Genomic DNA, 23,182 nt, shown 5'->3' on the forward strand with positions numbered 1-23,182 from the left:
TTCGGACTTCGCGGGCCCGGGCTGTTCGATGCTCACCTGCCGCCGTGCCGTCTGCCAGCCAGGGAGGGCGTCCGGGGGCATGCGGCGCCGGACGCACGTACGGGCGTCCGCCCCCCGGCAGTACGGCCGCCACCACGTCGGCCCGGCCGGCCGCCCCCGCCGGGGCGCCTACTCCGAGGCCTCCTTCAGGGCGTCCAGCCAGGAGCTGAGCGAGTCGTCGAGCGCGGCCGCGAGGGTGTCCCGGTCGGCCTCGACGGGTGCGCCCGCCCAGGACTCCCGGGTGCGGACCACGGTCGTGTCGCCGTCCTCGGTGAACGTCCACTCGTGCACGCCGGTGATGCCGTGTGCGGGTCCGCCCCACAGGATCCGGTGCCGGGCCTCGTCGACCTCGTAGACGGTGGAGTCGATGGAGAGCCCCGCCGTCGCCCAGTGGAAGGCGGTGCCGGGGGCGACGGGGCCGTCGAGGCGGGCCTCGGTGATGGCGGGCTGCCAGTCGGGCCAGAAGCCGATCCGGGTGTGCAGCTCCCAGACCCGCTGGAGGGGAGCGGCGATCCGGATGGTGTGGTCGGCGATCACGGGCGCGTCCTCGTCGATGGTCGTGGGGTAGGTCATGACAACTCCTCAGTGTCGGTGCGGGTGTTGGCGTGGGTGTTGGTGTGGGTCTGGGGCAGGTGGTCCTGCGTCAGTGCCCCGGCGCCGCCGGGGGCCCGGAACGCCGCCGCGGGGGAGGCAGCGGCGGTCCGGGCGGCTGGGGGACGGCCGGCCGGTCAGGCGGGCCGGTCGGTGTCGGGGATCCAGTGCCCGTGGATGCCGGCCGGGACCCGTCGGGGGAGTTCGACGGCGGCCACCGTGCTGAGGTCGCCCGCGTCCAGGACCAGCAGCTCCGAGGCGTCGGCGGTCAGATCGCTGACGATGGTCAGCAGGTAGCCGTCGTCCTCCGCGGTGCCTCCCTCGGCGGGTGCGAAGACCGCCTCGCCCGGCATCCGGCCCTCGCCGTGCGCCAGCAGCTCCTCCCGGCCGGTCCGGGTGTCGAACTTGACGGTGTGGTAGCCCGACAGGCCCGCCCCGGGGAAGGCGATGGCGTAGCTGTAGCGGTAGTCGGCACCCGTGCGGGCGTCGTTGATCGACGGGAACTCGGTGACCAGGCCGTTCAGGGGCTCGGAGGTGACCTTGCCCTTGGCCGGGTCGATGACCCACCGGTGGAACGTCGAACCGGTGGCCGGGCTGGTGCCGAAGCCGGGGGCGCCGACCCACCACTTCCACGAGCTCTCCCAGGCGGAACGGTCGAAGCACGGCGCTTCGAGGACGATCCGGCCCCGCGCGTCGGCGTAGGCGTTGGCGACGTGCAGCAGCGCGGCCTGGTCGGGCACCTCGAACCAGCGGGCCGGGCCCCCGGCGCGCGGTACGACACCGAGGCGCAGCGGGACCCCGTCGTGCCAGCGGTAGGGGATGCCGGAGTGCTCCGCGTGGTCGAAGACGACCGGCGAGTCGATGAAGACGACGTGTTCGCGGGTGATGGCGAAGTCGTGCATGAGGGAGGGGCCGGCGCCCTCGACGACCTGCGACCGGATGACGGCGCCGGAGGCGTCGGCCACGTAGTGGGTCAGGTAGGGCGGGAAGGGACCGTAGCCGAAGAAGTGCAGCTCGCCGGTGACCGGGTCCTCCTTGGGGTGGGCGGTCATCGCGCCGGTGAGCTTCCCGCCGAAGTCGTGGACACCGATCGTTTCGAGCTCGGCGCTGACCTCGTAGGGCAGGTTGGCCTCCTGCAGGGCCAGGTATCGGCCCCCGTGAAAGATGATGTTGGTGGCGGCGGCGCTGACGTCGAGCTCGGTCCCGGTGAACGGCACGCCGTCCAGGAAGGGAGTACGCACCCACCGGTTGCGGTACCACTCGGCCCGGCCGTCCTTCAGCCGGATGCCGTGGATCATGCCTTCGCCCCGGAACCAGTGGCTGGGCGTGATGCCCGGCTTGGGGTTGTGGCCGTTGCGGAAGTAGCGGCCGTTCAGCTCGGGCGGGAGGGTGCCGCGCACCTTCAGGTCGCGGCCGGTGATCTCGTCGGTGACGGGGGTGAAGTGGCCGCTGGTGTAGGGCTTGTCGAGGGTCATGGTCAGTCATGCCTTTCGCACGGTGCGCGCCGGGAGGGCGGAGAGGAGGGAGGTCACGAGGGTCAGGGCGGCGCAGGCCAGGAAGGCCGCGCCGTAGGAGGGGAGCAGGGTCAGGAAGGACAGGCCGACGGCGCCGCCGATCTGCCGGGTGGCGTTGGCCAGCCCGCCGGCCAGACCGCTGTCGGACGGGGCGACACCCGCCGAGGCCATCGCGGTGAGCCGTACGAAGGCCACCCCGAGCCCGGCGCCGATCAGGAGCGTGGGGCCGAGCAGGTCCACGGGGAAACTGCCGTCGGCCGGGGTCCGGGACAGCCAGGCCAGTCCGGCCGCGAGGACCAGCAGCCCCACGGGGAGCACGTGGCGGCCGGCGAGTCTGCCGGTGGCCCACGAGGACAGGCTGATCATGAGGGCGAGCGGCAGCTGGGTCAGCCCCGCCTCCAAGGGCGAGTAGCCGAGGACGCGTTGCTGGTGGAGGGGCAGGAAGTAGAACAGGCCGAGCCAGACCGCGCCCAGCAGGGCCATCAGCACCCCCGGCACCGCCACCGCCTTCATGCGCGCCGGCAGCAGGGGCTCGGCGGACCGGCGCTGGAGCGCCGCGAACAGCCCGAGCAGCGCCAGCCCGATCAGGGCGACCACCCAAGGGCCCGACAGGCCGTAGGTGAGGGCGACCAGCCCCGCCGTCACCGTCACCGCCCCCGGTACGTCCATGCTCCCGCCGCGCGGCCGGTCGGCTCCGACCAGCAGCCGGGTCGCCACCAGCACGGCCAGGGCCAGGGGCACCATCACCGCGAACACCGCACGCCACCCGTACGAGCCGGTGAGCACCCCGCCGAGCAGGACGCCCGCCGCCCCGCCGGCCCCGGAGACCGCGCCCCACACCCCGAGCGCGGTGCCACGCGCCCTGCCGCCGGGATGGAGCGTCAGAACGAGCGCCAGCGCCGTGGGCGCCAGCAGCGCGGCGCCGATGCCCTGCACCGCCCGGCAGACGATCAGCACGACCGCCGAGGGCGCCAGCACCGCCCCGAGGGAGGAGACGGCGAACAGGCCGATGCCGGTGAGGAACACGCGGCGCAGCCCGTACGCGTCACCCGCGCGCCCGCCGGCCGGCAGGAGCGCGCCGAAGGCGAGGACGTAGGCGTTGACCGTCCAGGCCTGGCCCGTGTCCGACAGGCCGAGCCCGGCCCGGATCTGGGGGAGGGCGACGTTCACGATCGAGGCGCTCAGTACCACCAGGAACTGGGCCGTGGCCAGGACCGCCAGCGGTGTCCAGCCGGTGACGGTCCGCGGTGCCGGGTCGGTGCCGGCCCGCGGCGGTGCGGTGCGGTTCATGGCCCAACCCTCGCGGCGGGCGCCCGCCGCTCGCGTCGGTAGTCATCGCCTATACGTGACGCGGCTCCGTAAGTGACACCCGCGCCCCGCGCCCCGCGCCCCTCCGTACCCCGGACGCGACGACAGGAGCGGAGGCTGCCGTTCCGCCATTCCCGCGGGGCGCGCGACCGCATAGGTTGTCGATCATGCCCGCAACGCACACGGACGCCGATCCGCTGATCGGCCGTCAGGACGAGATACGCCGGCTCGACGCCCTGCTCGACGCGGCCCGGCAGGGCCGGGGCGGCGCCCTCGTCCTGCGCGGCGAACCGGGCATCGGCAAGAGCACGCTGCTGGACCACCTGCACCGCGGCGCGAGCGGATTCCTCGTCATGAGGGCGTCCGGCGCGGAGTTCGAGATGGAACTGCCGTTCGCCGCGCTGCACCAGCTGCTGGCGCCGGTCACCGGCCGGCTGACGGAGCTGCCCGCACCGCACCGCACCGCGCTCCAGATCGCCTTCGGCCTCGACACCGGCACCCCCGATCCCTTCCTGGTCGGCGTCGGCTCGCTGGGCCTGCTCACGGAGACCGCGGCCGAACGCCCGCTCCTGTGCCTCGTCGACGACGCGCAGTGGCTGGACCAGGCGTCCGCCAAGGCGCTGGCCTTCCTGGCCCGCCGCATCGCGGCCGAGCCGGTCGCCCTCGTCCTCGCCGCCCGCGAGGCGAGCAGCATGCCCGAACTGGCCGGGCTGCCCGCCCACTCCCTCCACGGCCTCGGCGAATCGGACGCCCGCGCGCTGCTGGGCACGGCCGTCCGCGCACCCCTGGACGAGCGCGTACGCGACCGGATCCTGGCCGAGGCACGCGGCAACCCCCTCGCGCTGGTCGAGCTGCCCAGGACCGCCGGACTCGCCGGGATGGCGGGGGGATTCGCCCAGCCCGCCTCGGTGCCCGCCGTCATCGAGCAGAGCTTCCGCTCCCGCCTGGAACTCCTCGCGCCACCTGCCCGGCTGCTGGTGACCGTCGCCGCCGCCGAGCCGATCGGGGACCCCGGCCTGCTGTGGAGCGCGGCCGAACGCCTGGGCATCGACGCCGCGGCCGTCGCGGGATCCGTCCCGCTGGTCGAGTTCGGCACCCGTATCCGCTTCAGCCACCCCCTCGCCCGCTCCGCCGCCTACCGGGCCGCCACACCGGAGGACCGGCGCCGCGCGCACGAGGCGCTGGCCGCCGCCACCGACCCGGTCGCCGACCCCGACCGGCGGGCCTGGCACTGCGCCCAGGCCACTGCCGGTCCCGACGAACAGGTCGCCGCCGCGCTCGAAGCCTCGGCCGCCCGCGCCCGGGAACGCGGAGGCATCGCGGCGGCGGCGGCCTTCCTCGAACGCTCGGCGGCCCTCACGCCCGGCCCTGCCCGACGCGCCGAACGGGCCCTCGCCGCCGCACAGGCCAAACTCTCCGTCGGCGACTTCGACGCGGCGGCCGAACTGCTCACCACCGTGCCCGGCGACGATCCGGGCCGGGCCGCCCGGGCCGACCTGCTGCGCGGCAAACTGTCGTTCGTCCGCCGCCGGGGCGACGAGGGCCCCACCGCCCACCTCCTGCGCGCCGCCGCCCGGCTGGCGGCCACCGACCCCGCCCGGTCCCGGGAGTGCTACCTGGACGCCGTCGAGATGGGCGTCCTCCTCGGCGGCCTCGACCACGTGGTGGAGGCCGCGGGGAACGCCCCGCCGCCGGACGGGCCGGCGACCACCGCGACGACGGTCCTGACCGGTGTGACCGCACTGGTCGGCGAGGGGCACCGGGCGGCGGGAGCGGTCCTCGGGCCCGTCGTCGCCGATCCCGACGACGAGATCTGGGCCGCACGCCCGTCGCTGGGCTACCTGCTGGCCGCCGAGTTCTGGAACTTCGACACCATGCACGGCATCGCCGCCCGGACCGTCGCGGCCGGCCGCCGGTCGGGCTCCTTCCACGCCCTGCCCATCGGCCTGGCCATGCAGGCCACCACGACCGTCCACACGGGCGACTTCGGCACCGCGACGGAGCTGATCTCCGAGGAGGAGGCGATAGCCGACGCCACCGGCGCCGCCCCCCTCCTCTACCCCCGCCTGCACCTGGCCGCGATGCGCGGACGACGCGCGGAAGCCCTCGACCTGTTCGCGTCCGTGGACCACCGGATGAGCCTGAGCGTGCAATGGGCGACGGCCGTGCTCGGCAACGGCCTGGCCGACTACCCGGCCGCGCTGGAAGCGGCCCGGCGGGCGGTCGAGTACGGCGCCGTCGGCACCGCGGGCCTGGCCCTCCCCGAGCTGGTCGAGGCGGCCGTACGCTGCGGCGAGCACGGGACCGCCGCCGAAGCCCTGGCCCTGCTCCGAGCACGCACCCGCGCCGGCGGCCACGCCTGGGGCCTGGGCGTCGAGGCCTACGCCCGCGCCCTGGTGACCGAGGACGAGGACGCCTACCAGGAGGCGATCGACCTCCTCGAAGACGGCACCCTGGCCGTCTACCGCGCCAGGGCCCACCTGCTGTACGGGGAGTGGCTGCGCCGCCAGGGCCGGCGGCGTGACGCCCGTACGGCACTGCGCCGGGCCCACGAGCCCCTGTCCGACCTCGGAGCCGAGGCGTTCGCCGAGCGCGCCGCCGGCGAACTGCGCGCCACCGGCGAGCAGGCACGCAGCCGCACCTCGAAGGCATCGGACCAGCTGACCCTGCAGGAGCTGCACATCGCACGCCTGGTCGCCGACGGCGCCACCTCCAAGGAGGTGGCGGCCAGACTCTTCCTCAGCCCCCGGACGGTCGACGCCCACCTGCGCAACATCTTCCGCAAACTCGGACTCACCTCACGCAGGCAACTGCGCGACCTTCCCGGCATCCGCTAGCCACAAGGCGGTGGCCGCGGCCTCCTCCCCGTTCACCGACTCCACCGGACCGGGCCAGTGCAGCCCGTACTTGGCCCGGTAGGCAGCGGACACCCGCTCGACAAGAGCGGGATCCGGTACGGGGGCGAGGGCGTCCGGCGGCAGGGCCAGGCCCTCGGTCAGGAAGCACGTGAGCGCCGCCGCGGCGTCTCCCCGCGCGACGAATGCGTGACCTCGCGACTCGGCGCCCTGCCGTCCACCTCACCTCGGCGTGCCTGGTCTTCCGCGGTGCCGTCGCGCGCATCGACTCCGGGCAGCGAAGCGAGGATGCGAAGCAGCAGCCCTGAGCAGTACAACGAGGGGATGACCGTCTTCCTCTGTTCCAAGTGCGGCAACGCGATCACGCCGGAGCTGGCCGAGCTTGCCGCCGTCCCTGACGTCTCCGACGACGAGAGTGACCGGGACAAGGAGACACGCCGCGCGCCTTCCACCGTTCCGCGGGGCCGCTACGCGATCGATCCCGAGCCGTGGGGATCTCCCTACGTCGTGCAGGACGATCAGGAGGACCCGAAGCCGGCTCAGTCGCGCGGACTGCTGGTCTGCCGGGAAGGAGACTTCGTCATCTCGGCCGGCAGCCGACGGACAGTGCTGGTGCACCCCGATGACGCCGTCGGCCTTCAGCCACTGCCGAACTGGGAGAACAGCAGTGGGTGCTGCGGACCGACAGGCAACGCGGGGCTCAACCGGGCGTGCCCCTGCGGTGCTCCGGTCGCGACCCTCGCGGCCGACTGCTTCGGGCCCCACGAACTGCACCTCGACCCCGTCCGGACCTACGCGTTCTCCCGGTAAGACCGACGTGAGGTCCTCCAGACCGGTAGACCCCGCCGACCAGAGGCACCCTTTGATGATCGAAGAGACACGGCCCTAGGCCCGGAAGGCCTTCCGGAGGAGTTCGCCGAACTCGGCGGGGTGCGTGGTGAGGCCGGTGTGCCCTCCGGGGAAGTGCAGGAGTTCCGTACTGAGCCGCTCGGCCAGGAAGGCCGCCGGACGGTAGGGCAGTTCGCCGCGTGAGTCCTGGCCGCCGGCGAGGACGAGCCGGTCCGACAGCGCCTCCAGACGTTCGATGTCCGGGGTGTAGGACATGAAGCCGGGCACGATGCGCCCGACGAAGTAGGGCAGGTCGGCCATCGTCCGTTCGGCCCGTGCCGCTGCCTGGGGCGGAAGTTTGATCTCGGCCCCGGCCCTGGGCTCGGTGATGTCGCCGTCCTTCTTCAGACCGGCGGCGAACACGGCCATCGCCGGCATGAGCCCCTCGGTACGAAACGTCTCCTGCACGCGTGCGAGGAGCTCACGGTGTTCGGGGGCGTCGGGAAGAACCTCCACCAGCGGCGGTTCGTGCGCCACGAGGCGTACGACGCGGTCGGGACGGGTGGTGAGCAGGTGCACGGCTGCGATCGCGCCCGAGCTGGTGGCGAACACCCTGGCGGGCTCCTCGGGCGACAGCAGCTCCAGTATCCGCAGCGCGTCGTCGGCGTGCTCGGCCACTCGCTGCCGGGCCTCGGGGGCGTCCAGTGTGCTGCGGGACATTCCGCGCGGGTCGTAGGTCGCGACCGTGTACTCGGCGGCCAGGTCATCGGCGATGCCGTCGAAGGCGGCTGCGCCGCCGGTTCCTCCGGGGATCAGCAGCAGGAGCGGGCCCTGTCCGCGTACTTCGTAGTGCAGGGTCGCGCCGGTCACACGCAGGCTGCCGGTGGTCGGGGCGGTCATGAGGGGTCTCCTTCTCGGGACGGGGGCCAGTGCTCCAGGAGGGTGTGGAGGGCGTCGAGGGCGCGGACCCAGGACTGCTGGGGGGAACGTGCGTTCGCGAAGCCGCCCGCGGCCTCCAGGGCGACGAACCCGTGGAACGTGCTGCGCAGCAACCGGACCGCGTCGGTCAGGTCGGGTTCGGCGAGTCCGTAGCCGCGCAGCATGCCGTAGGTCAGCTCGACCGCGCGCCGTGGTCCGGAGGCCTTGGCGGCCAGTTCGGGGTCGATCTGGATCGGGGTCTGCGTCGCCGTGTAGCGGCCCGGATGCGCGTGGGCGTACTCCCGCCAGGCGTTGGCAAACGCGACCAGCGCGTCCTTGCCCGCCCGCCCGGAGGTCGCCTCCGCGATACGGATCGTCTTCTCGTCCGCCGCCAGCAGCGCGATCCGTCCGCGCAGGTCCTCCAGGCCGCGGACATGCGTGTAGAGGCTCGCGTCCTTCACGCCGAGCTTCCGCGCCACCTGCGACATGGTCACCTGGTCGAGCCCGACCTCGTCCGCCAGCTCGGCGCCCGCGATCGTCACCCGGTCCGCCGTCAGCCCTGCCCGCGCCATGCACCCTCCTCATGATCCTAGGACTCCTAGTTTTAACCTAGGGGTCCTAGGATCGCAAGGGGGAAGGGAGTGGCTCACGCCGGTGCTGGGGGTGGCGCAGGGGCTCACGGGAAGCGCCATCGCCGTCATTTCCCGTGAACGCGCCAGAGAGCCCGTGCTCACTGAACGCCGCCGGACAGCAGGCTCGTGGCGGCGGATGCGCCAAAGGGCACTCGCCGGGGCGGCCGACCGCACGCGCCTGCCGCCCCCGGGCCGCAGCATTAGCATCGCGGGATGCGCTACGCAGACAACCGAGATGTCGACACGGCCGTGGCCGAGATGATCCGGGTGCTGAGCCCGCACGAAGAGGATGACTGGACGGTGCCGGCGGGTTCGCTGGAATGGAGCTGCCGGACGACGGCCGCACATGTCGCTCACGACCTGCTGGCCTACGCCGGGCAAGTGGCGGCGCGCCCCGCAGATGCCTACCTCCCTTTCGACCTGACCGTCCACCCCGAGGCCTCCCCGCGCGAGGTGCTCCAGGTGGTCACGGCCGGCGCCGGACTGCTCAGCAGTGCACTGGTCACGGCCGACCCCGAGGCGCGGGCCTGGCACTGGGGGCCGTGCGACCCGGCAGGCTTCGCGGCGATGGGCGTCGCCGAGATCCTGCTCCACACCCATGACATCACCACGGGGCTCGGGGTGCCGTGGCGTCCCGCGGAGTCGCTGTGTGCGGTCGTGCTCGGCCGCCTCTTCCCCGACGCGCCGCCCGGCGACCCGGACCGAGTCCTCCTCTGGTGCACCGGCAGGGGCGAGCTCGACGGCCGCCCCCGCCGCACCTCATGGACCTGGCAGGCAGCAGTACCTGACTGATCAGGTCCAGGCGAGACCGTCCAGCCCCGAGTTCGCCGATGCCCTGTCCGCCAGCCGGAACCCGCCCCGCCCCGCCCCTCTGCTCATCGGCATCGGCGGTCGACCCGGAGGGCCTGGTCCGGCTCGCCCCGGCCGACGGCGGCCGAGTCACCCATTCGGCCGAAACCCGCCCTCACCCGGGCAGGCCGGTCATAGCCTCGGGACATGACCACGACCCATGGCACGACGTACCAGTTCCGCACCGCCCGCCCCGAGGACACCGGGGCCATCGAGTCCCTCGACGGGTCCTTCACCACCGGCACCGTCTTCGAAGTGGCAGTGACCGGCGACGGCTTCGCCCTCCGCGAGGTGCCGGTGGACCCGCCGCTGGTCAAGGTGTTCCCCGAGGACGACGGAAGTGCCGAGGACGGCGGCGCGGAGGGCGAGGACGCCGACAGCCGTACGTTCGTGGCCGTCGACGCCGACGGCGGTCTCGCGGGCTTCGCAGCCGTGTCCTACTCACCGTGGAACCAGCGGCTGACCGTCGAGGACATCGAGGTCGCCCCGGACCACCGGGGCCGGGGTGTCGGCCGTGCGCTGATGGACCAGGCGGTGGACTTCGCCCGCGAACGCGGCGCCGGACACCTCTGGTTGGAAGTGACCAACGTCAACGCCCCGGCCATCCACGCCTACCGCCGGATGGGCTTCGCCTTCTGCGGGCTGGACACCGCCCTCTACCACGGCACGGAGTCCGAGGGCGAGCAGGCGCTCTACATGAGCATGCCCTGCCCCTGAGCCGCCAGCAGACGACTGACGACGGGGCCGGAGCCGGAGCCGGAGCCGTCGCCCGGTGCGACCGTGACGGTCAGCAGCCAGGCGGCGGCGCGGTCCGGGTCCGGCCCCGCCCCCGGCGCGTACCACTCCACGCGCGCGTCCAGCAGCCGGTCGCCGGCCTCCCGGCGTTCCGCGTACCAGGTCCGGAACTGCTCGCTCCGCCACACCGTCAGCGGCACCCCCCGCTCACCGCCGCCGCGTTGCTCCCCCGGCCCGACCGCCCGCAGCGCGGCCCCGGCCGCACCCGCCAGGGTCCGCTCCACCGGCACCCCCAGGGCCTGGGCGAAGTGGAACAGGTAGGCCATGCGCTCGGCCTCCGGCGGCGCCCCGAGCACCGCGCGGCCCGAGTCGCACCACGCCCCCCACTTGATGTTCGACACCAGGCCCGGCAGCCGGGCCATGTCGCGCGGGATCCAGAACAGGACCACGTCGCAGCGGCGCATCGCGTCCTCCTCCCAGGCGATCTGGTCCGCGTACTCCGGGTAGGAGCCGCCGTCCACCGGCTCGGGCAGGAACACCACGAGCCGCCCCGCACCGGACCACAGGGACCGCAGGGCGGCGACGGCGTCCGGCCGCCACGACGGCTCGGCGGGGTCGGTGGGGGTCGGGCCGCACAGGTACACGGCCGCCGCCCAGGACCGCGGCGGCTCCTGGCCGACATGGACGACCTCGACCCGCGAGGGGGCGGAGGCGGGGGATTCAAGGGACACGGGACACTCCGGGGTCGGTCGGGGCGAGGGTGGCGAGGAAGTCGAGCAGGAGGGAGTTGAAGGCCTCGGGGCGTTCCAGGAACCCGAGGTGGCCGGCGTCCGGCAGTTGCGCGTAGCGGGCGCCGGGGATCGCGGCGGCCACCTCCCGGCCCAGCGGGGCGGGCGCCAGCACGTCGTCGGCGAACCCCACGACCAGGACGGGCACGGGGATCCGGCCGTAATCCGCCAGCCGGTCGGGGACGGGCGGGCCCGGCCGGTACGCGCCCGACCCGCCGGTCAGGGCGGCGAGTTCGAACAAGTCGAGCCATTCTGCGGCCGCGCCCTCGTCGGCGAGGGTCCTGGGGGAGAGGTTCTGCACCAGCCGGACGAAGGCCTCGTACGGTGCAGGCGGTCGGGTCCCGGCCGCGGCGGCCGCCGCCTCGGCGCGCGCCAGGGCCTCGCCCACCACGTCGGGCCGGCCGCGGGTCGCCGCGAGCAGCGCACCGCTCGCCAGGTGCGGACCGGTCAGGAGCAGTTCCTGGACGGCGAGGGCGCCGAGGGAGTGGCCGACGAGCGGGCAGGGCGGAAGGCGGAGGGCCGCCAGCAACTCGGCTGTACGGGCCGCCAGTTCACCCGGAGTCCCGGCCGCCGGACCGTGGTCGAAGGTGACCACCCGATGGCCCGCCGAGGTCAGCGCGGGCACCTGGTGGTGTTCCCAGATCCGCCCGGTGCCGCCCGCGCCCGCGACCAGCACCACCGGCGGTCGCGCCGCCACCTCCTCCCCGTGGAGCGTGTACGCCGTTCCGCCCGGCGTGTGCCCCGTCGTGCGCCCGCCGTGTCCGCCGTACGCGCCGTGTCCGCCGTACGCGCCGTGCCCGCCGTACGCGGCGTACTCGCCGCGCTCCGGGCCGCTCACGGCGCCATCCTGCGCAGGGCCGTCTCCACCCACGCGGGGCGGCCGGTGTCCAGGCCGCGCAGCGCTACGTGGACCCACAGGAAGGAGGCCCGCGCCAGGATGTGCGTCCGCATGCCGTCGGGCACGTCGCCGCCCGCCGTCCGGTAGGCCTGGAGGAGGCGGTCGAGGACGGCGGTGCCGCCGGCGTAGAGCATGTCCACGAAGTCGGCGGCGGGATCGCCCACGTCGGCGTTTGCCCAGTCCAGCAGGCCGGACAAGGCCGGCGGGCCGGACCGGGGGTGCACGACGAGGGTGTGGCCGGGGTGTACGTCTCCGTGGACGAGTGTCAGCCGGCCGGGCCACAGCCGGTCGTCGTCCAGCCATGCCTGCCAGCGGCGCAGCCCGGCCGCGGGCAGGGGGAGTTCGGTGCGGGCGCGGGCGAGTCGCTCCGCGATCCGGCCGCGTACGGCGCCGGGGTCCGCCTGCGCGCGGGCCGCCAGGACGGGGGAGCCGTCCAGCCGGGTGGTGTGCACGGCGACCAGGGCCCGGGCGAGCGGCTCCAGGTACCGGTCGGGGTGGGCCAGCGGGTCCATGGACCAGCGGTAGACCAGGGTGTCGGGGTCCTCGGTGCCCGCCGGCGCACCGGGCAGGCGCGGGTAGGCGACCAGGGCCGGGGTGTGCAGGCGCCAGTGGGGCACCGGCACGGGGATCCGGTCGCGTACGGCGGCCAGTACGGCTGCCTCGAAGGCCAGTTGGGCCGAGGCTTCGGGCCGGCGCGGCTGCCGCAGGATCCACCAGGTGCCGTCCGACCCCCGGATGTGCGTGACCCGGAAGTCCCAGCCGGACTCGTCGGCGCGCGCGGTCGCGGGGTCGAGGGCCGCGCCCAGCCGCCGCGAAGCGTACGCGGCGAGGCCGGCCGGGCCTGCCCCGGCCGCGTCCGCCGGACCACCGGCGTCCCGGGCGGCCGGCGCGACGGGCTCGGTGACCGGTCCCGGTACGTGGCCGTGGCCGTGGCCGTCGTCCACGGCCGGTGCCCGGTCGGGTCCCGGTGCCCGGTCGGGTCCCGGTGCCCGGTCGGGCCCCGGGGCCCGCGTGACCGGCTTCGCGCTCACCGGCCCGCTCACCGGCCCGCTCCGGTCGTGGCCAGGTACCGGTCCCTGGTGGCGGTCCGGTCCACCTTGCCGGTGTGGGTCCGCTCCAGCTCCGTGACCGGCACCAGCAGGCTGGGCACCAGGTGCGGGGCCGCCGTCGCCTCCAGCCGGGCCCGGACACCCGCCGCCACCGCCGCGGGGTCGTGGCCCGCCAGCGGCACGAAGAAGGCCGCCAGCGTGCTGTGTTCGGCCCGCTCCACCCGCGCGGCGGCGGTTTCCAGCACCCCCGCGCAGCTCCCGACCAGCCCCTCCACCTCGACCAGGTCCACCCGGTGGCCGCGGATCTTGACCTGGTGGTCGGAGCGGCCGCGGAACACCAGCGCGCCCGAGCCCCCGGGCGCCACCGAGACCAGGTCCCCGGTGCGGTACCAGCGGGTGCCGTCCTGCTCGGAGAACCTCGCCGCCGTCGCCTCCGGCGCGGCGTGGTAGCCGAGGGCCAGGCCCGGCCCGGACACGTACAGCTCGCCGCTGCCGTCGACGCGCTGGCCGACGTGCGGCAGGGGCAGCCCGATGGGCAGGTCACCGCCGGTCGCCGGGAGTTCGGGCGTGCCCGGTCCGGCCAGCTGCACGGCGTGGGTGACCAGGGCGGTCTCGGTGGACCCGTACGTGTTGAGCAGCCGCACCCCGTCGGCGCCGAGCCGCCGCCAGCGGTCCAGCATGTCCGCGCGGACCGCCTCCCCGCCGATCACCACCGTGCGCAGGGACGCGGGCAGGGCGGCGCCCTGGTGCAGCAGGTCGCCGGCGAGGCTGTGCCAGAAGCCGGTCGGCAGCACCGCGACGGTGACCTCCTGGTCCTCGGCGACCTGCGCGAAGCCCTCGCGGGCCGCATCGTCGACGACGAGGGTGGCACCGCCGGTCAGGGCCGGGAGGATCTCCTCCAGGCTCGTGTCCCCGCCGGCGCCGTGGAAGTGCAGCACCGTGGCGTCCGGGCCGATGCCGTACAGGGTGCGCAGCGGCGGCACCACGGCGGCCAGCGCCCGGTGCGGGACCACGACCCCCTTGGGCTCGCCGGTGGAGCCCGAGGTGAACAGGACGTACGCCGGATCCCCGGGCCGGACACCGGAGTCGGGCGGCACGGCGGCCGCGGCGGGCGAGGCCGGGGTGGCCGCCCAGCGCGGGCGGATCACCCGCTCGACCGGCGGCTGCCAGCCGGTGTCCGCGGTCGCCACGGCCTCGCACACCCCGAGCCGGGCGAGCACCGACTCCAGCCGGGCCGCGGGGTGACCGGCCTCCAGCGGCACGTACGCGCGCCCCGCCGCGAGGACGCCCAGCAGGGCGGCCACGTCACGGGCCGAGTGGTGCACGACGACCCCGACCGGCGGCTGGGGTCCGTCCGTGCGCGGCGCGACCGCGCCGGCCACCTCCAGCACCCAGGCCGCGAGCGTGCCGTAGCCGACGACGAGCCCGTTGTCGACCACGGCCGGGCGGGCCGGGTCCGTGACGGCCGTCCCGAAGAACGGTTCCAGGAAACGGATTCCAGAGATTCCGGAGATTTTGGAGATTCCGGGGGACTGCATTGTGAATTCCCTCGTCCTGATGGAATATGGGCGGGTGCGTATTGTTGTGGAACACGATCTGGAAATACCCGTGCGCGACGGCACCTTATTGAGTGCCGACCTCTACCGTCCCGACACCGCCGATCCGGTGCCGGTGCTGGTGCGCCGGACCCCCTACGGGAAATCGGGCGGCCCGGGCGGGGCCTCGGTGGACGGTCTGCGCCTGGTCCGCTCCGGGTACGCCCTGCTGGTGCAGGACGTGCGCGGCCGGTTCGGCTCCGGCGGCGCCTTCGAGCCGTACTGGCACGAGGCGGCGGACGGCGCCGACACCGTCGCCTGGGCGGTGCGGCAGCCGTGGTGCGACGGCTCCGCGGGGATGTTCGGCCGCTCGTACGAGGCGATGGCCGCGCTGCTGGCCGCGGCCGAACGCCCGCCGGGCCTGGGCGCGATCGCCCCGCACGTGGCCGGATCGGGCTTCGACGAGGGCTGGACCCGCCAGGGCGGCGCCTTCCAGCTGGGCTTCGTCCTGTACTGGGTGCTCTACGACCTGCTGCTGGAGGGGGCGGGGCTGGCCGGGGCCGAGCGGGACGAGGTGGCGCGGGCCGTCGACCGGATCGACGAGCTCTACCGCGACCCGGACTCCGCCGCGGACCTGCTGGACCGGCTGGCCCCGTACTACCGGCAGTGGCGCGAGCACCCCTCCGGCGACCCGTACTGGCGGCGCGCCGCCCCCCGCGAGTCGTATCCGGCGATCGACGTCCCGGTGCTCCACCTCACCGGCTGGTACGACATATTCCTCGCCGGCGCCCTGGAGAATTACCGGGGAATTCAAAAATGCGGAACCCCGTCGCGCCTGGTGGTCGGTCCGTGGTCCCATTGCGTGACCGGCGGGATATTCCCGCAGCGCCGTTACGGGCTGGCGGCCGACGAACGCAGCATCGACGTCACCGGTCTGCACCTGGACCATTTCGACCGGCATCTGCGAGGGCGGGCCGGCGGGACGGAGCCCGGCCCGGTGCGGCTGTTCCTCACCGGCGCCGACGCCTGGCGCACCTTCCCCGACTGGCCCGTCCCCGGCACCCGGGACCTCGTCCTGCACCTCGCCGGCCGCGGCCTGACGACCGGCCCGGCCCCGCGGTTCCCCGGTGCCGACCGGCTCCGCCACGACCCGGCCGACCCGGTGCCCACGACCGGCGGCGCCACCGCCCTCCCCGGGCAGTTCACCGGAGGCGACTGCGGTCCGCTGGACCAGCGCGGGGTCGAACGGCGCGCCGACGTGCTGTGCTTCACGGGCGAGGAGCTCACCGAGCCGCTGACCGTCGTCGGCGACACCGTCCTGACGGTGTACGTCACCGCGGACGCGGCGGGCGCCGACGTGACCGGCAAGCTCGTCGACGTGCACCCCGACGGCCGGGCCGAGCTGCTGTGCGACGGCGTGCGCCGCCTGGCACCGGGGGCGGACGCGGCACCCGCCCCCGGTGCACCGGCCGAGGTCACCGGTGCACCGGTCGAGGTCACCGTCGCGCTGGGCGCGGTCGGCCACGTTTTCCGCGCGGGCCACCGGATCCGCCTGGAGATCGCGGCGAGCAACGCGCCGCGCTTCGACGTCCACCCGCCGGTCCTCGCCCACCACACCGTCCACCACGGCGGCGACCATCCCTCACGCCTGCTGCTGCCGCGCCTGTCCGGCGGCGGCTGACGGGCTGCCCGGGCCGGCGGCGTCCGGGTGGAAGACCGACAGGTCGGCCACCTTCTCGATCCGCCGGCCCGCCTCCCAGTGCGCCCGCCGCAGCCGGCGCAGCTGGGCCCCGGTCAGCCGGGTGCTGTGCTGGGGGATCGACCGGACCATCCGCGCCCGCTTGGCGGCGGCCGGGTAGCGGTCGCGGACCTGGTAGGGGTCGTTGAGCAGGTGGTGGGCGGTGCCCACGTGGAAGGCCGCCTTCAGCAGCGCGTAGTACGCCGCCGCGCCCACGCCCTTGTCGCGGCCGCAGTGCACCAGGGTCCGGGACGCCTCGAACAGCCGCCACACCACCGGCACCGCCGGAGTGGTGAACACGCCGGTCTCCTGGGCGATGCCCTCGCCGACGCCGTAGCGGAAGTAGCTGCGCATGTTGGCGAAGCCGTGCTGGGCGTCGTGGAAGATCCGGGCCTGCGGCAGGTACACCACGGGGATGCCCGCCAGCTGGAGCCGGAAGTCGAACTCCCGGTCCTCGCACCAGTGGATCAGCTCGTCGAAGTGGTAGCCGCCGATGTGGTCGACGATGTCACGGTTGTAGATCAGCGGCGGCGACAACGCGCTGACGTAGTCGCCCTCGTCGAACTCCCGTACCCGCGCCGTCAGCCGGCTCAGCAGCCCGTCGGACTCTCCGTACACCACCTGCCCCTTGACCACCGGTGCGGTGAGCACCTCGCGGACCATGGCGCGGACCACGCCGGGGGCGAAGGTGCAGTCGGAGTCCATCAGCAGCAGGTACTGCCGGTCGGTGGCGGCCGCGCCCGCGTTGTAGGCGGCGCCCAGGTTGCCGACGTCCTCGATCTCGGTGACGGTCAGCGGGCGGGGGTGGTCCGCGATCAGCTTCAGGACCGCGTCGCTGGGTCCGTTCAGCGCCAGGACGATCTCGACGTCCTCGTCGACCGAAGCGATGCAGTCGGCGATCCTCAGGTCGTCCCGCAGCGCGATGATCACGCTGGTCCGGGCGATGCCCTGGTCGACCGCCGCCTCGTCCACCGGGTCGGTGGCCATGTCGTTCTCCCTCGTCAGGCTCGTGTGCGTACGGTGTGCCCGCGGCGCGGGCGCGGTCACGAGGTCCCGGCCTCGAACCGCAGCGGCAGGGCGCGCAGCGTGCGTGCGGCGACGGCCTCGGCCTCCGCCGGCCGCGCGGCGTGGGCGATCACCCCGGCCAGTACGTCGGCGCCGCCGCGGTAGGGCGGCACCACCGTGCCGGGCTTCAGGTCCAGGCCCCAGAACACGTCGTGCACCCCGGTCCGGCGGGCGACGTCCCGGGGGTCGCCGACCCACTCGACCACGCCGCCGTCCGCCGGGAGGAACCGCTGCACCACGGCGCGGCTGTGCCGGGGCGCCAGTTCGGCCAGGTCCAGCGGGCGGCCCAGGGCGAGGCGGACCACGTTGGGCAGCGGGTCCACCCCGGTCGCCAGCCGCATCACCTCGGTGGCGATCCGGGCCCCGGTCAGCCGGCAGGTGATCTCCAGGAGGACCACCCGGCCGTCGTGCGTGCGCAGGATGTCGGTGTTGATCACCGCGGGGTCGAGCCGGAGCGCGCGCGCCCCGCGCCGCACCGTCTCGGTGACCTCCTCGATCTGCTCGTCGGTCAGCCGGCTGGGCAGGGTGTCACCCCCCTCGAAGAAGTACGGGGCGAACTCCTCCTTGCGCCCGTACTCCCGGTCGGCGAACCCGAAGCGGTGCAGCTCGCCGTCGACCATGAAGGCCGCCAGGGTGTGCTCGGTGCCCTCCAGGAACTCCTCGACCACGATCCGCCCGCCCGGGCTCAGCCGCAGCGCCTCCTGCGCCAGCGTGCGCACCTGCCCGGCCGACTCCGCCTTCAGCACCCCCAGCGACCCCGTCTGGTCACTGGGCTTGATGACCGCCGGCAGGCCGATGTCGGCCACGGCCCGCACCGCCTCGCCGACGCTCTCGGCGGTGGCGAACCGGGGCAGGTCGAGCCCGGCCGCGCGCAGGATCCGCAGCCGCCGGTCCTTGAGCGTGCAGTCCAGAGCCGTCTCCAGCGGCAGCCCCGGGCAGCCGAAGCGCCGCGCGAGCGTGCTGATCACCGGCGGGTTGTCCGCGCCCAGGGAGAACACCCCGTCGATCCGGTCGAAGCCGGCCGCGGACAGCTCCGCGAGCACCGCCACGGCGTCGTTCGGATCACAGGTGAGCAGGACGTCCGCGGCGGCCCGGGCCCGGTCGGACGGCTGGTCCGTGACCACGACCAGCTCCCACTGGGGCGAGCGCAGTTCGGCCAGGGAACGGTCCATCCCCGAGCCGAGCCCGCAGACCAGGAGACGGTCAGTCACGGCCGCCTCCCGCCGCGGGGACGGCGGCCGGCGCACCCAGGGCGAGCACCTGGAACACCTCCGCGTGCCCCGACCCGGACGACACCGCGCCGCGGTAGCGGGCGAGGCCGCGGATGCCCTCGTCCCACGCGGCGTGCCGCAGCTGGGAGACGTACGCGCGCATCGCCTCGACCTTGGCCGCGATCTGGCCGTCGATGTCCTCGGCGTACTGGAAGCGCGCCATCGGTGCCCACACCTCGTAGCCGAGCACCAGCCGGGGCGCCGGCATCGGCCGCCCGCCCGTCTCCTGGAAGAACTCCGACTGCGCCATCCACAGTGCCTCGACGGTGAGCTGGTGCACCATGCGGTGTTCGACGTCGTCGTCGTTGTCGTGCGGCAGGTACACCACCTGCGGCCGCACCTCCCGCATGACCCGTACGAGGTCCAGATGGACCCGGCGGGAGAGGACGAAGTCCCGCGAGGGCTCGTCGAAACGGATGCAGCGGTGCACGCCCAGCGCCTTGGCGGCGGCCTCCGTCTCGGCGGCGAACTCCTCGTCGCTGACGGCGTCGTCGAGGGCGCTGCGCTCGCGGCCGATGACGATGACCACCGTCACCCGGGCGCCGTCCCGGACGTGCTTGGCGATGGACCCGCCGCAGCCGATGACGTCGTCGTCGGGGTGCGGCGCGACCACCAGGACGTCGGTCACCCCGGTCATGCGCCGGCCTCCGGCGCTTCCCCGGCCCAGCGGGCCCACTGCCCGGTCAGCCCGGCGGCCTCGGCGAACGGGGTGCGGGCCGTGAAGCCCAGGACCCGGCGGGCCTTGTCGTAGCCGGCGCGGGCCGTCGAGCGGTACAGCTCCAGCTCCCAGTCCGCCACCGGCTCCCCGGCGGGCACCGTCGAAGGGCCGCCCAGGCCGCGCAGGGCGCGGACCGCGTCGAAGAAGGCGCCCCAGGACAGCTCCTCGGCGTGGCCGACGAGGAACCGCTCGCCGCCGGCCGCCGCGGTTTCCACGGCCAGGAGCACGGCCTCGGCGAGGTCGTCGACGTACACGGCGTTGCACACCCCGCCGTCGGTGCCCGTGGGCAGCTGGGCGAAGTCGCTCTCGGGACGGCGCAGTTGGGCGGTGGTCCACTGGCCGCCCCACGGGCCGTGGACGACGCCCGGCTGGATCACCACGGTCTCCAGGCCGTCGCCGTGGGCCCGGACGACCAGCTGCTCGGCGGCGAGTTTCTGCTGCTCGTACTCGCGGTCGTCCGGGTCGGCGGGGCGGGCGGGGGAGTCCTCGGTCAGGGCGCCGGTGACGGCCGGGTCGTAGACGTCGATCGTGCTCAGGTGCACCACGCGGCGCACGCCGGCGGCGCGCGCCGCGGCCAGCACGTTCGCGGTGCCCTCGACGGAGGCGGCCCAGCGGCCGGCCTCGTCGCCGGAGCTGCCGAACGCGCAGTGGACGACGGTGTCGCAGCCCTCGAACGCCGTCTCCAGCGTGCCGGGGTCCAGCAGGTCGCCCTGGCGGAACTCCAGCCGGTCCTGCGGCAGGACCGACAGCCGCGCGGCCCGGCCGAAGCCGCGGACCACCGGCCGGACGCGGGCCCCGGTGCCGAGGACGAGGCGCTCGACCAGCCGGCCGCCGATGAACCCGCTCGCGCCGGTGACCGCCACGGTACGGTCGGCGAGCGCGGTCTCCCCGGCGGCCCCGGCGGCTCCTGCGTCCCCGGCAAGGCTGCCGCGCGTGGTCCACGGCTGCGCGGAGGCCTCGTGGGCCGGGCCGCCGTAGCACTGCTGGATCAGCTCGACGACGCGTACGCCGTCCTGCGCGGTGGAGTGGACGGGGGCGGCGCCGCGCACGGCGGCGGCGAAGTTGGCGAGCTGCTCGGTGAAGAGCAGCTCCCACTCGCCCTGGGCGGGGGCGACGGCGTCCACGTCGCCGCGGTGCAGCTCCACCCCGTCGGCGGTGACCAGGGTGCACTCCCCGGCCGGGAAGTCGGTGCCGATGGTGACCGTCGCCCGGCTGCCGGTGACCGTGCAGCTGATCCCGAGGTCGCGCACCCGGCTGACGTCGCACCGGACGTCGGTGGCGCCGAAGCGCAGGTGGACGCGGGCGTCGGTCTCCACCCCGCCGAGGGAGTCGTCCTCGTAGCGGACCACCTCGACCTCGGGGCCGAGCCACCACAGCAGGGTGTCGAAGACGTGGGAGGCGGTGTCGGTGAGCACCCCGCCGCCGGCGAGGCGGCGGTCGAACATCGACCAGGAGACCGGCTCGTGGGCGTACGGGTGGCCCTCCGACCAGTCGACCCGTACCACCTCACCCAGGTCGCCGGCGTCGATGAGCCGCTTGACCCAGGCGTAGGCGGGGAAGAGCCGCCGCGGGTGGGCCATGGCCAGCACCGGCGCGCCCTCGGCGGCGGCGGTGGCCGCCAGCGCCCGGGCGTCTTCGACCGAGGTGGTCATCGGCTTCTCCAGCAGGACGTGCTTGCCGGCCGCCAGCAGCGCCTGCACGATCGGCGCGTGCAGGGTGTGCGGGGCGACGACGACGGCGGCGTCGAACGCGTCGGCGGCCTCGGCCGGATCGGTGGCGAGCACCACCCGGTCGGCGTCGGTGCCGCCCAGTTCCCGGTAGAGGGCGAGGGCGGCCTCGGCCTGGCGCGGGTCGCGGTCGACGAGCGCGGTCAGCTGCACGTCGCCCTTGAGCGGGGGCAGGGCGGGCAGGTGGCAGCCGCGGGCGGCGGCGCCGCACCCGACGATCGCGAGGCGTACGGGAGGCATGGTGTGCTCCAGGGTTCTCGGAGGAAAAGGGGGATGGCGCGGGGGCGGGCCGGGCCGGGCACGCTGCCGGACCCGGCCCCGGTCAGGGTGCGGGTGCGGGGGGTCCGGCGGGGTGGTGGACCCACACGTTGGGCTCGGCGTACGTGCCGTGGCCGTCCTCGGTGACGCGCAGCGGCACCAGGGCGCCGGGCAGCAGGTGGTCCCCGGTGCCCGGCAGCGGGTGCCCGAGGAACTCCTCCCACCGTGCCACCGGCTGACGGATCACCAAGGACTGCTCGGCGATGCCCAGCCGGCCGGCACCGAGCTCCAGATGGGTGCGCAGCCACGGGTCGAAGCAGCGCCCGTCGGGCCGGACCCAGGCGGCGTACTCGCGGATCGGGATCAGCGGGTAGCGGGGCTTGCGGGTGGGCCGGACCGGGATGATCACCCCGCGGGGGGCGTCCTCGGCGGCCCGCCGCCGCACCTCGGTGAGCAGCCGCTCGGCGTGGCCGGCCGCCCGGTGGCCGGGGTGGACGGAGACCGACAGCATGCACACGGCGTCCGGGCGGTCCGGCGGGCCGTGGTCGACGGCCTCCACCAGGACCTCGTCACTGCCGGACGGCAGCGACGAGGCGCTGCCGTCCCAGCGGACCGGCAGCCCGTTGGCCGCCGCGAGCAGGGTTCCGTCGCCGTCCACCAGGCACAGCTGGTGGGCGGGATAGCGGTCGTACATGCCGTGCCAGCGCCAGTTCCCGGGGGACTCCCAGCTCATGAACGCGGGCATGTTGGCCGCGATGAGGGCGTCCACCGCGGGCAGCAGCCACGGGTCCCGGGACAGGTCGGTCAGGGTCGGGGACACCGGCGCGTCAGCCCAGCAGCCGGGTCCGGGCCGTGGCCCGCATCTCGCGGGAGCGCCGCAGGTCGGACGTCACGCAGACCCGCTTCAGCCAGCGGTCGGTGCCGTCGTAGCGGGCCTGGAAGGGCAGCCGGCCGTGCACCGCGCGGTGGTTGTCGATGAACAGCAGGTCGCCCTGGTCGGCGACGACCTCCCGCATCCCGGCGTCCACGACCTTGAACAGCGCGTCATAGGCGCGCCGGGCGTCGGTGTCGTCCTCCGGCACGGAGGTGAAGTACGGGTCGAGGCGCATGTACGGGTCCAGGCGCGAGCCGTAGAGCAGGGGGCCGAGGGGCCGCTCGTCGAGCATCCGCTGGATGGTGGCGAACCGGGCCGCCTCCTCCTCGGAGGCGATCGTGTTGTTCTTCGGCAGGTGCGACTCGTCGGGGGCGATGTGGAAGCGCGGCTCGAAGAGGATGTCGATGTCCTCGGCGGACAGCGAGGACAGGTCCAGCTCGCCGACCGTCGTGGGCACGTGGTCGGGGTTGCGCAGCGCGGCGAGGATCAGGTAATCGCTGCGGTAGGGGTGGAAGGCGTCCTCGGTGTGCCAGGTCAGCAGCTCCTTGCTGCCCATCCCGAGCTGGTCGTTCTCGTGCTGGCGGATCGGGAAGATGTCGTGCACGAGGTGGCCGTCCTGCTGCGTGGCCCACCCGAAGGGCTCGCCGAGCAGCGCCGAGTACAGCATCAGCAGCAGCTCCTCGGGGAACTCGGGGCCGGGCCGGCCGCGGCCGCGCCAGTGGGCGGGGGTGGCGCCGATGCGCTGCTGGTCGAAGTCGTGCCCGCGGATCACGGTGTGGCCGTGGCGGTCGGCCAGTTTGAACTCGCGCAGGAAGTGCTGCACGCCCTCGGGCAGCCGGGCCGCGAGCCGCGGCAGGTCGCGCAGGAGGACGGGGTCGCCGAAGGACGGGTAGGAGGCGGCCAGTTCGAGGCTCAGCTCCGCGATGGCGGAGGCCTCGTCGGCCGAAAGGGTGTAGCTGGGGGTGGACTGGTCGGTGAGGTTCGACATGCCA

20 protein-coding genes are annotated in these 23,182 nt (G+C 74.6%); 5 read left to right on the plus strand and 15 right to left on the minus strand.

Annotation, left to right across the window (positions count from 1 at the left end; genetic code table 11):
- Positions 1 to 168 precede the first annotated feature (168 nt).
- From ACZ518_RS28870 to ACZ518_RS28880, 3 genes are all read right to left on the minus strand, one after another.
- Positions 169 to 612 carry an SRPBCC family protein gene (locus ACZ518_RS28870; protein ID WP_469115936.1) on the minus strand — a complete coding sequence of 148 codons (444 nt, stop codon included), beginning with the start codon at positions 610 to 612 and terminating at the stop codon, positions 169 to 171.
- A gap of 155 nt (positions 613 to 767) precedes the next feature.
- Positions 768 to 2,105, minus strand: a complete 1,338-nt coding sequence (locus ACZ518_RS28875) for a carotenoid oxygenase family protein (RefSeq protein WP_469115937.1) — start codon at positions 2,103 to 2,105, stop codon at positions 768 to 770.
- Positions 2,106 to 2,111: 6 nt separating this feature from the next.
- A complete protein-coding gene (locus ACZ518_RS28880; protein ID WP_469115938.1) occupies positions 2,112 to 3,434 on the minus strand; it encodes an MFS transporter in 1,323 nt (440 codons plus the stop codon).
- A gap of 185 nt (positions 3,435 to 3,619) precedes the next feature.
- Here ACZ518_RS28880 and ACZ518_RS28885 point away from each other — a divergent pair, with 185 nt between their 5' ends.
- Together ACZ518_RS28885 and ACZ518_RS28890 are read left to right on the plus strand one after the other, a co-directional pair.
- Positions 3,620 to 6,289: an ATP-binding protein gene (locus tag ACZ518_RS28885; protein ID WP_469115939.1), complete on the plus strand. Its 2,670-nt coding sequence runs from the start codon at positions 3,620 to 3,622 to the stop codon at positions 6,287 to 6,289.
- A gap of 342 nt (positions 6,290 to 6,631) precedes the next feature.
- A complete protein-coding gene (locus ACZ518_RS28890) occupies positions 6,632 to 7,117 on the plus strand; it encodes a hypothetical protein (RefSeq protein ID WP_469115940.1) in 486 nt (161 codons plus the stop codon).
- A 75-nt stretch (positions 7,118 to 7,192) separates the two neighbouring features.
- On the opposite strand, the gene ACZ518_RS28895 is transcribed toward ACZ518_RS28890, so the two are convergent.
- Both ACZ518_RS28895 and ACZ518_RS28900 read right to left on the minus strand, forming a co-directional pair.
- A complete protein-coding gene (locus tag ACZ518_RS28895) occupies positions 7,193 to 8,035 on the minus strand; it encodes an alpha/beta fold hydrolase (protein ID WP_469115941.1) in 843 nt (280 codons plus the stop codon).
- The gene (locus tag ACZ518_RS28900) at positions 8,032 to 8,625 is read right to left on the minus strand and encodes a TetR/AcrR family transcriptional regulator (protein WP_469115942.1); all 594 of its coding nucleotides are present in this window, start codon (positions 8,623 to 8,625) and stop codon (positions 8,032 to 8,034) included. Before ACZ518_RS28900 ends, ACZ518_RS28895 begins: the two co-directional genes overlap by 4 nt.
- Before the next feature lie 273 nt (positions 8,626 to 8,898).
- Between ACZ518_RS28900 and ACZ518_RS28905 the strand changes: the two genes are divergently transcribed.
- Positions 8,899 to 9,477, plus strand: a complete 579-nt coding sequence (locus ACZ518_RS28905) for a maleylpyruvate isomerase N-terminal domain-containing protein (RefSeq protein WP_469115943.1) — start codon at positions 8,899 to 8,901, stop codon at positions 9,475 to 9,477.
- 204 nt (positions 9,478 to 9,681) lie between these two features.
- Positions 9,682 to 10,251 carry a GNAT family N-acetyltransferase gene (locus ACZ518_RS28910; protein WP_469115944.1) on the plus strand — a complete coding sequence of 190 codons (570 nt, stop codon included), beginning with the start codon at positions 9,682 to 9,684 and terminating at the stop codon, positions 10,249 to 10,251.
- Here the strand turns inward: ACZ518_RS28910 and ACZ518_RS28915 are convergent.
- From ACZ518_RS28915 to ACZ518_RS28930, 4 genes are read right to left on the minus strand one after another with little or no spacing between them, the layout of a single operon-like run.
- Entirely contained in the window at positions 10,227 to 11,000 is a 774-nt protein-coding gene (locus tag ACZ518_RS28915) for a nucleoside 2-deoxyribosyltransferase domain-containing protein (RefSeq protein WP_469115945.1), read from the minus strand. The two genes, ACZ518_RS28910 and ACZ518_RS28915, sit on opposite strands and share 25 nt — an antisense overlap.
- Positions 10,990 to 11,895 (minus strand): alpha/beta fold hydrolase, encoded by a 906-nt coding sequence (locus ACZ518_RS28920; RefSeq protein ID WP_469115946.1) that lies wholly within the window; start codon positions 11,893 to 11,895, stop codon positions 10,990 to 10,992. The genes ACZ518_RS28915 and ACZ518_RS28920 overlap by 11 nt, the downstream gene beginning before the upstream one ends.
- Positions 11,892 to 12,986, minus strand: a complete 1,095-nt coding sequence (locus ACZ518_RS28925) for a macrolide 2'-phosphotransferase (protein WP_469115947.1) — start codon at positions 12,984 to 12,986, stop codon at positions 11,892 to 11,894. The genes ACZ518_RS28920 and ACZ518_RS28925 overlap by 4 nt, the downstream gene beginning before the upstream one ends.
- An 8-nt stretch (positions 12,987 to 12,994) precedes the next feature.
- Positions 12,995 to 14,542 carry an AMP-binding protein gene (locus ACZ518_RS28930; RefSeq protein ID WP_469115948.1) on the minus strand — a complete coding sequence of 516 codons (1,548 nt, stop codon included), beginning with the start codon at positions 14,540 to 14,542 and terminating at the stop codon, positions 12,995 to 12,997.
- Between the two features lie 70 nt (positions 14,543 to 14,612).
- On the opposite strand from ACZ518_RS28930, the gene ACZ518_RS28935 reads away from it, so the two are divergent.
- Positions 14,613 to 16,220 carry a CocE/NonD family hydrolase gene (locus tag ACZ518_RS28935; RefSeq protein WP_469115949.1) on the plus strand — a complete coding sequence of 536 codons (1,608 nt, stop codon included), beginning with the start codon at positions 14,613 to 14,615 and terminating at the stop codon, positions 16,218 to 16,220.
- On the opposite strand, the gene ACZ518_RS28940 is transcribed toward ACZ518_RS28935, so the two are convergent.
- From ACZ518_RS28940 to vioC, 6 genes are all read right to left on the minus strand, one after another.
- A complete protein-coding gene (locus ACZ518_RS28940) occupies positions 16,182 to 17,264 on the minus strand; it encodes a glycosyltransferase family 2 protein (protein ID WP_469115950.1) in 1,083 nt (360 codons plus the stop codon). The genes ACZ518_RS28935 and ACZ518_RS28940 overlap by 39 nt on opposite strands.
- Before the next feature lie 56 nt (positions 17,265 to 17,320).
- On the minus strand, positions 17,321 to 18,553 hold the full coding sequence (locus tag ACZ518_RS28945) for an ATP-grasp domain-containing protein (RefSeq protein WP_469115951.1): 1,233 nt from the start codon (positions 18,551 to 18,553) through the stop codon (positions 17,321 to 17,323).
- Entirely contained in the window at positions 18,546 to 19,250 is a 705-nt protein-coding gene (locus ACZ518_RS28950; protein ID WP_469115952.1) for a PIG-L deacetylase family protein, read from the minus strand. Before ACZ518_RS28950 ends, ACZ518_RS28945 begins: the two co-directional genes overlap by 8 nt.
- Positions 19,247 to 21,298, minus strand: coding sequence for an NAD-dependent epimerase/dehydratase family protein (locus ACZ518_RS28955; RefSeq protein WP_469115953.1), 2,052 nt, complete (start codon positions 21,296 to 21,298; stop codon positions 19,247 to 19,249). The genes ACZ518_RS28950 and ACZ518_RS28955 overlap by 4 nt, the downstream gene beginning before the upstream one ends.
- 82 nt (positions 21,299 to 21,380) lie before the next feature.
- A complete protein-coding gene (locus ACZ518_RS28960) occupies positions 21,381 to 22,136 on the minus strand; it encodes a hypothetical protein (RefSeq protein ID WP_469115954.1) in 756 nt (251 codons plus the stop codon).
- 7 nt (positions 22,137 to 22,143) lie between these two features.
- Positions 22,144 to 23,178 (minus strand): arginine beta-hydroxylase, Fe(II)/alpha-ketoglutarate-dependent, encoded by a 1,035-nt coding sequence (gene vioC / locus ACZ518_RS28965; protein ID WP_469115955.1) that lies wholly within the window; start codon positions 23,176 to 23,178, stop codon positions 22,144 to 22,146.
- Between the last annotated feature and the right edge of the window lie 4 nt (positions 23,179 to 23,182).

This window comes from Streptomyces sp. NPDC033966, assembly GCF_055575955.1.

Bases quoted from the DNA above. Each gene is read 5' to 3' on its own strand.
- vioC (WP_469115955.1), bottom strand. From the start codon at position 23,178: ATGTCGAACCTCACCGACCAGTCCACCCCCAGCTACACCCTTTCGGCC.
- ACZ518_RS28910 (WP_469115944.1), top strand. From the start codon at position 9,682: ATGACCACGACCCATGGCACGACGTACCAGTTCCGCACCGCCCGCCCC.
- ACZ518_RS28900 (WP_469115942.1), bottom strand. From the start codon at position 8,625: ATGGCGCGGGCAGGGCTGACGGCGGACCGGGTGACGATCGCGGGCGCC.
- ACZ518_RS28880 (WP_469115938.1), bottom strand. From the start codon at position 3,434: ATGAACCGCACCGCACCGCCGCGGGCCGGCACCGACCCGGCACCGCGG.
- ACZ518_RS28905 (WP_469115943.1), top strand. From the start codon at position 8,899: ATGCGCTACGCAGACAACCGAGATGTCGACACGGCCGTGGCCGAGATG.
- ACZ518_RS28885 (WP_469115939.1), top strand. From the start codon at position 3,620: ATGCCCGCAACGCACACGGACGCCGATCCGCTGATCGGCCGTCAGGAC.
- ACZ518_RS28890 (WP_469115940.1), top strand. From the start codon at position 6,632: ATGACCGTCTTCCTCTGTTCCAAGTGCGGCAACGCGATCACGCCGGAG.
- ACZ518_RS28955 (WP_469115953.1), bottom strand. From the start codon at position 21,298: ATGCCTCCCGTACGCCTCGCGATCGTCGGGTGCGGCGCCGCCGCCCGC.
- ACZ518_RS28950 (WP_469115952.1), bottom strand. From the start codon at position 19,250: ATGACCGGGGTGACCGACGTCCTGGTGGTCGCGCCGCACCCCGACGAC.
- ACZ518_RS28940 (WP_469115950.1), bottom strand. From the start codon at position 17,264: ATGGCCACCGACCCGGTGGACGAGGCGGCGGTCGACCAGGGCATCGCC.
- ACZ518_RS28895 (WP_469115941.1), bottom strand. From the start codon at position 8,035: ATGACCGCCCCGACCACCGGCAGCCTGCGTGTGACCGGCGCGACCCTG.
- ACZ518_RS28875 (WP_469115937.1), bottom strand. From the start codon at position 2,105: ATGACCCTCGACAAGCCCTACACCAGCGGCCACTTCACCCCCGTCACC.
- ACZ518_RS28870 (WP_469115936.1), bottom strand. From the start codon at position 612: ATGACCTACCCCACGACCATCGACGAGGACGCGCCCGTGATCGCCGAC.
- ACZ518_RS28930 (WP_469115948.1), bottom strand. From the start codon at position 14,542: ATGCAGTCCCCCGGAATCTCCAAAATCTCCGGAATCTCTGGAATCCGT.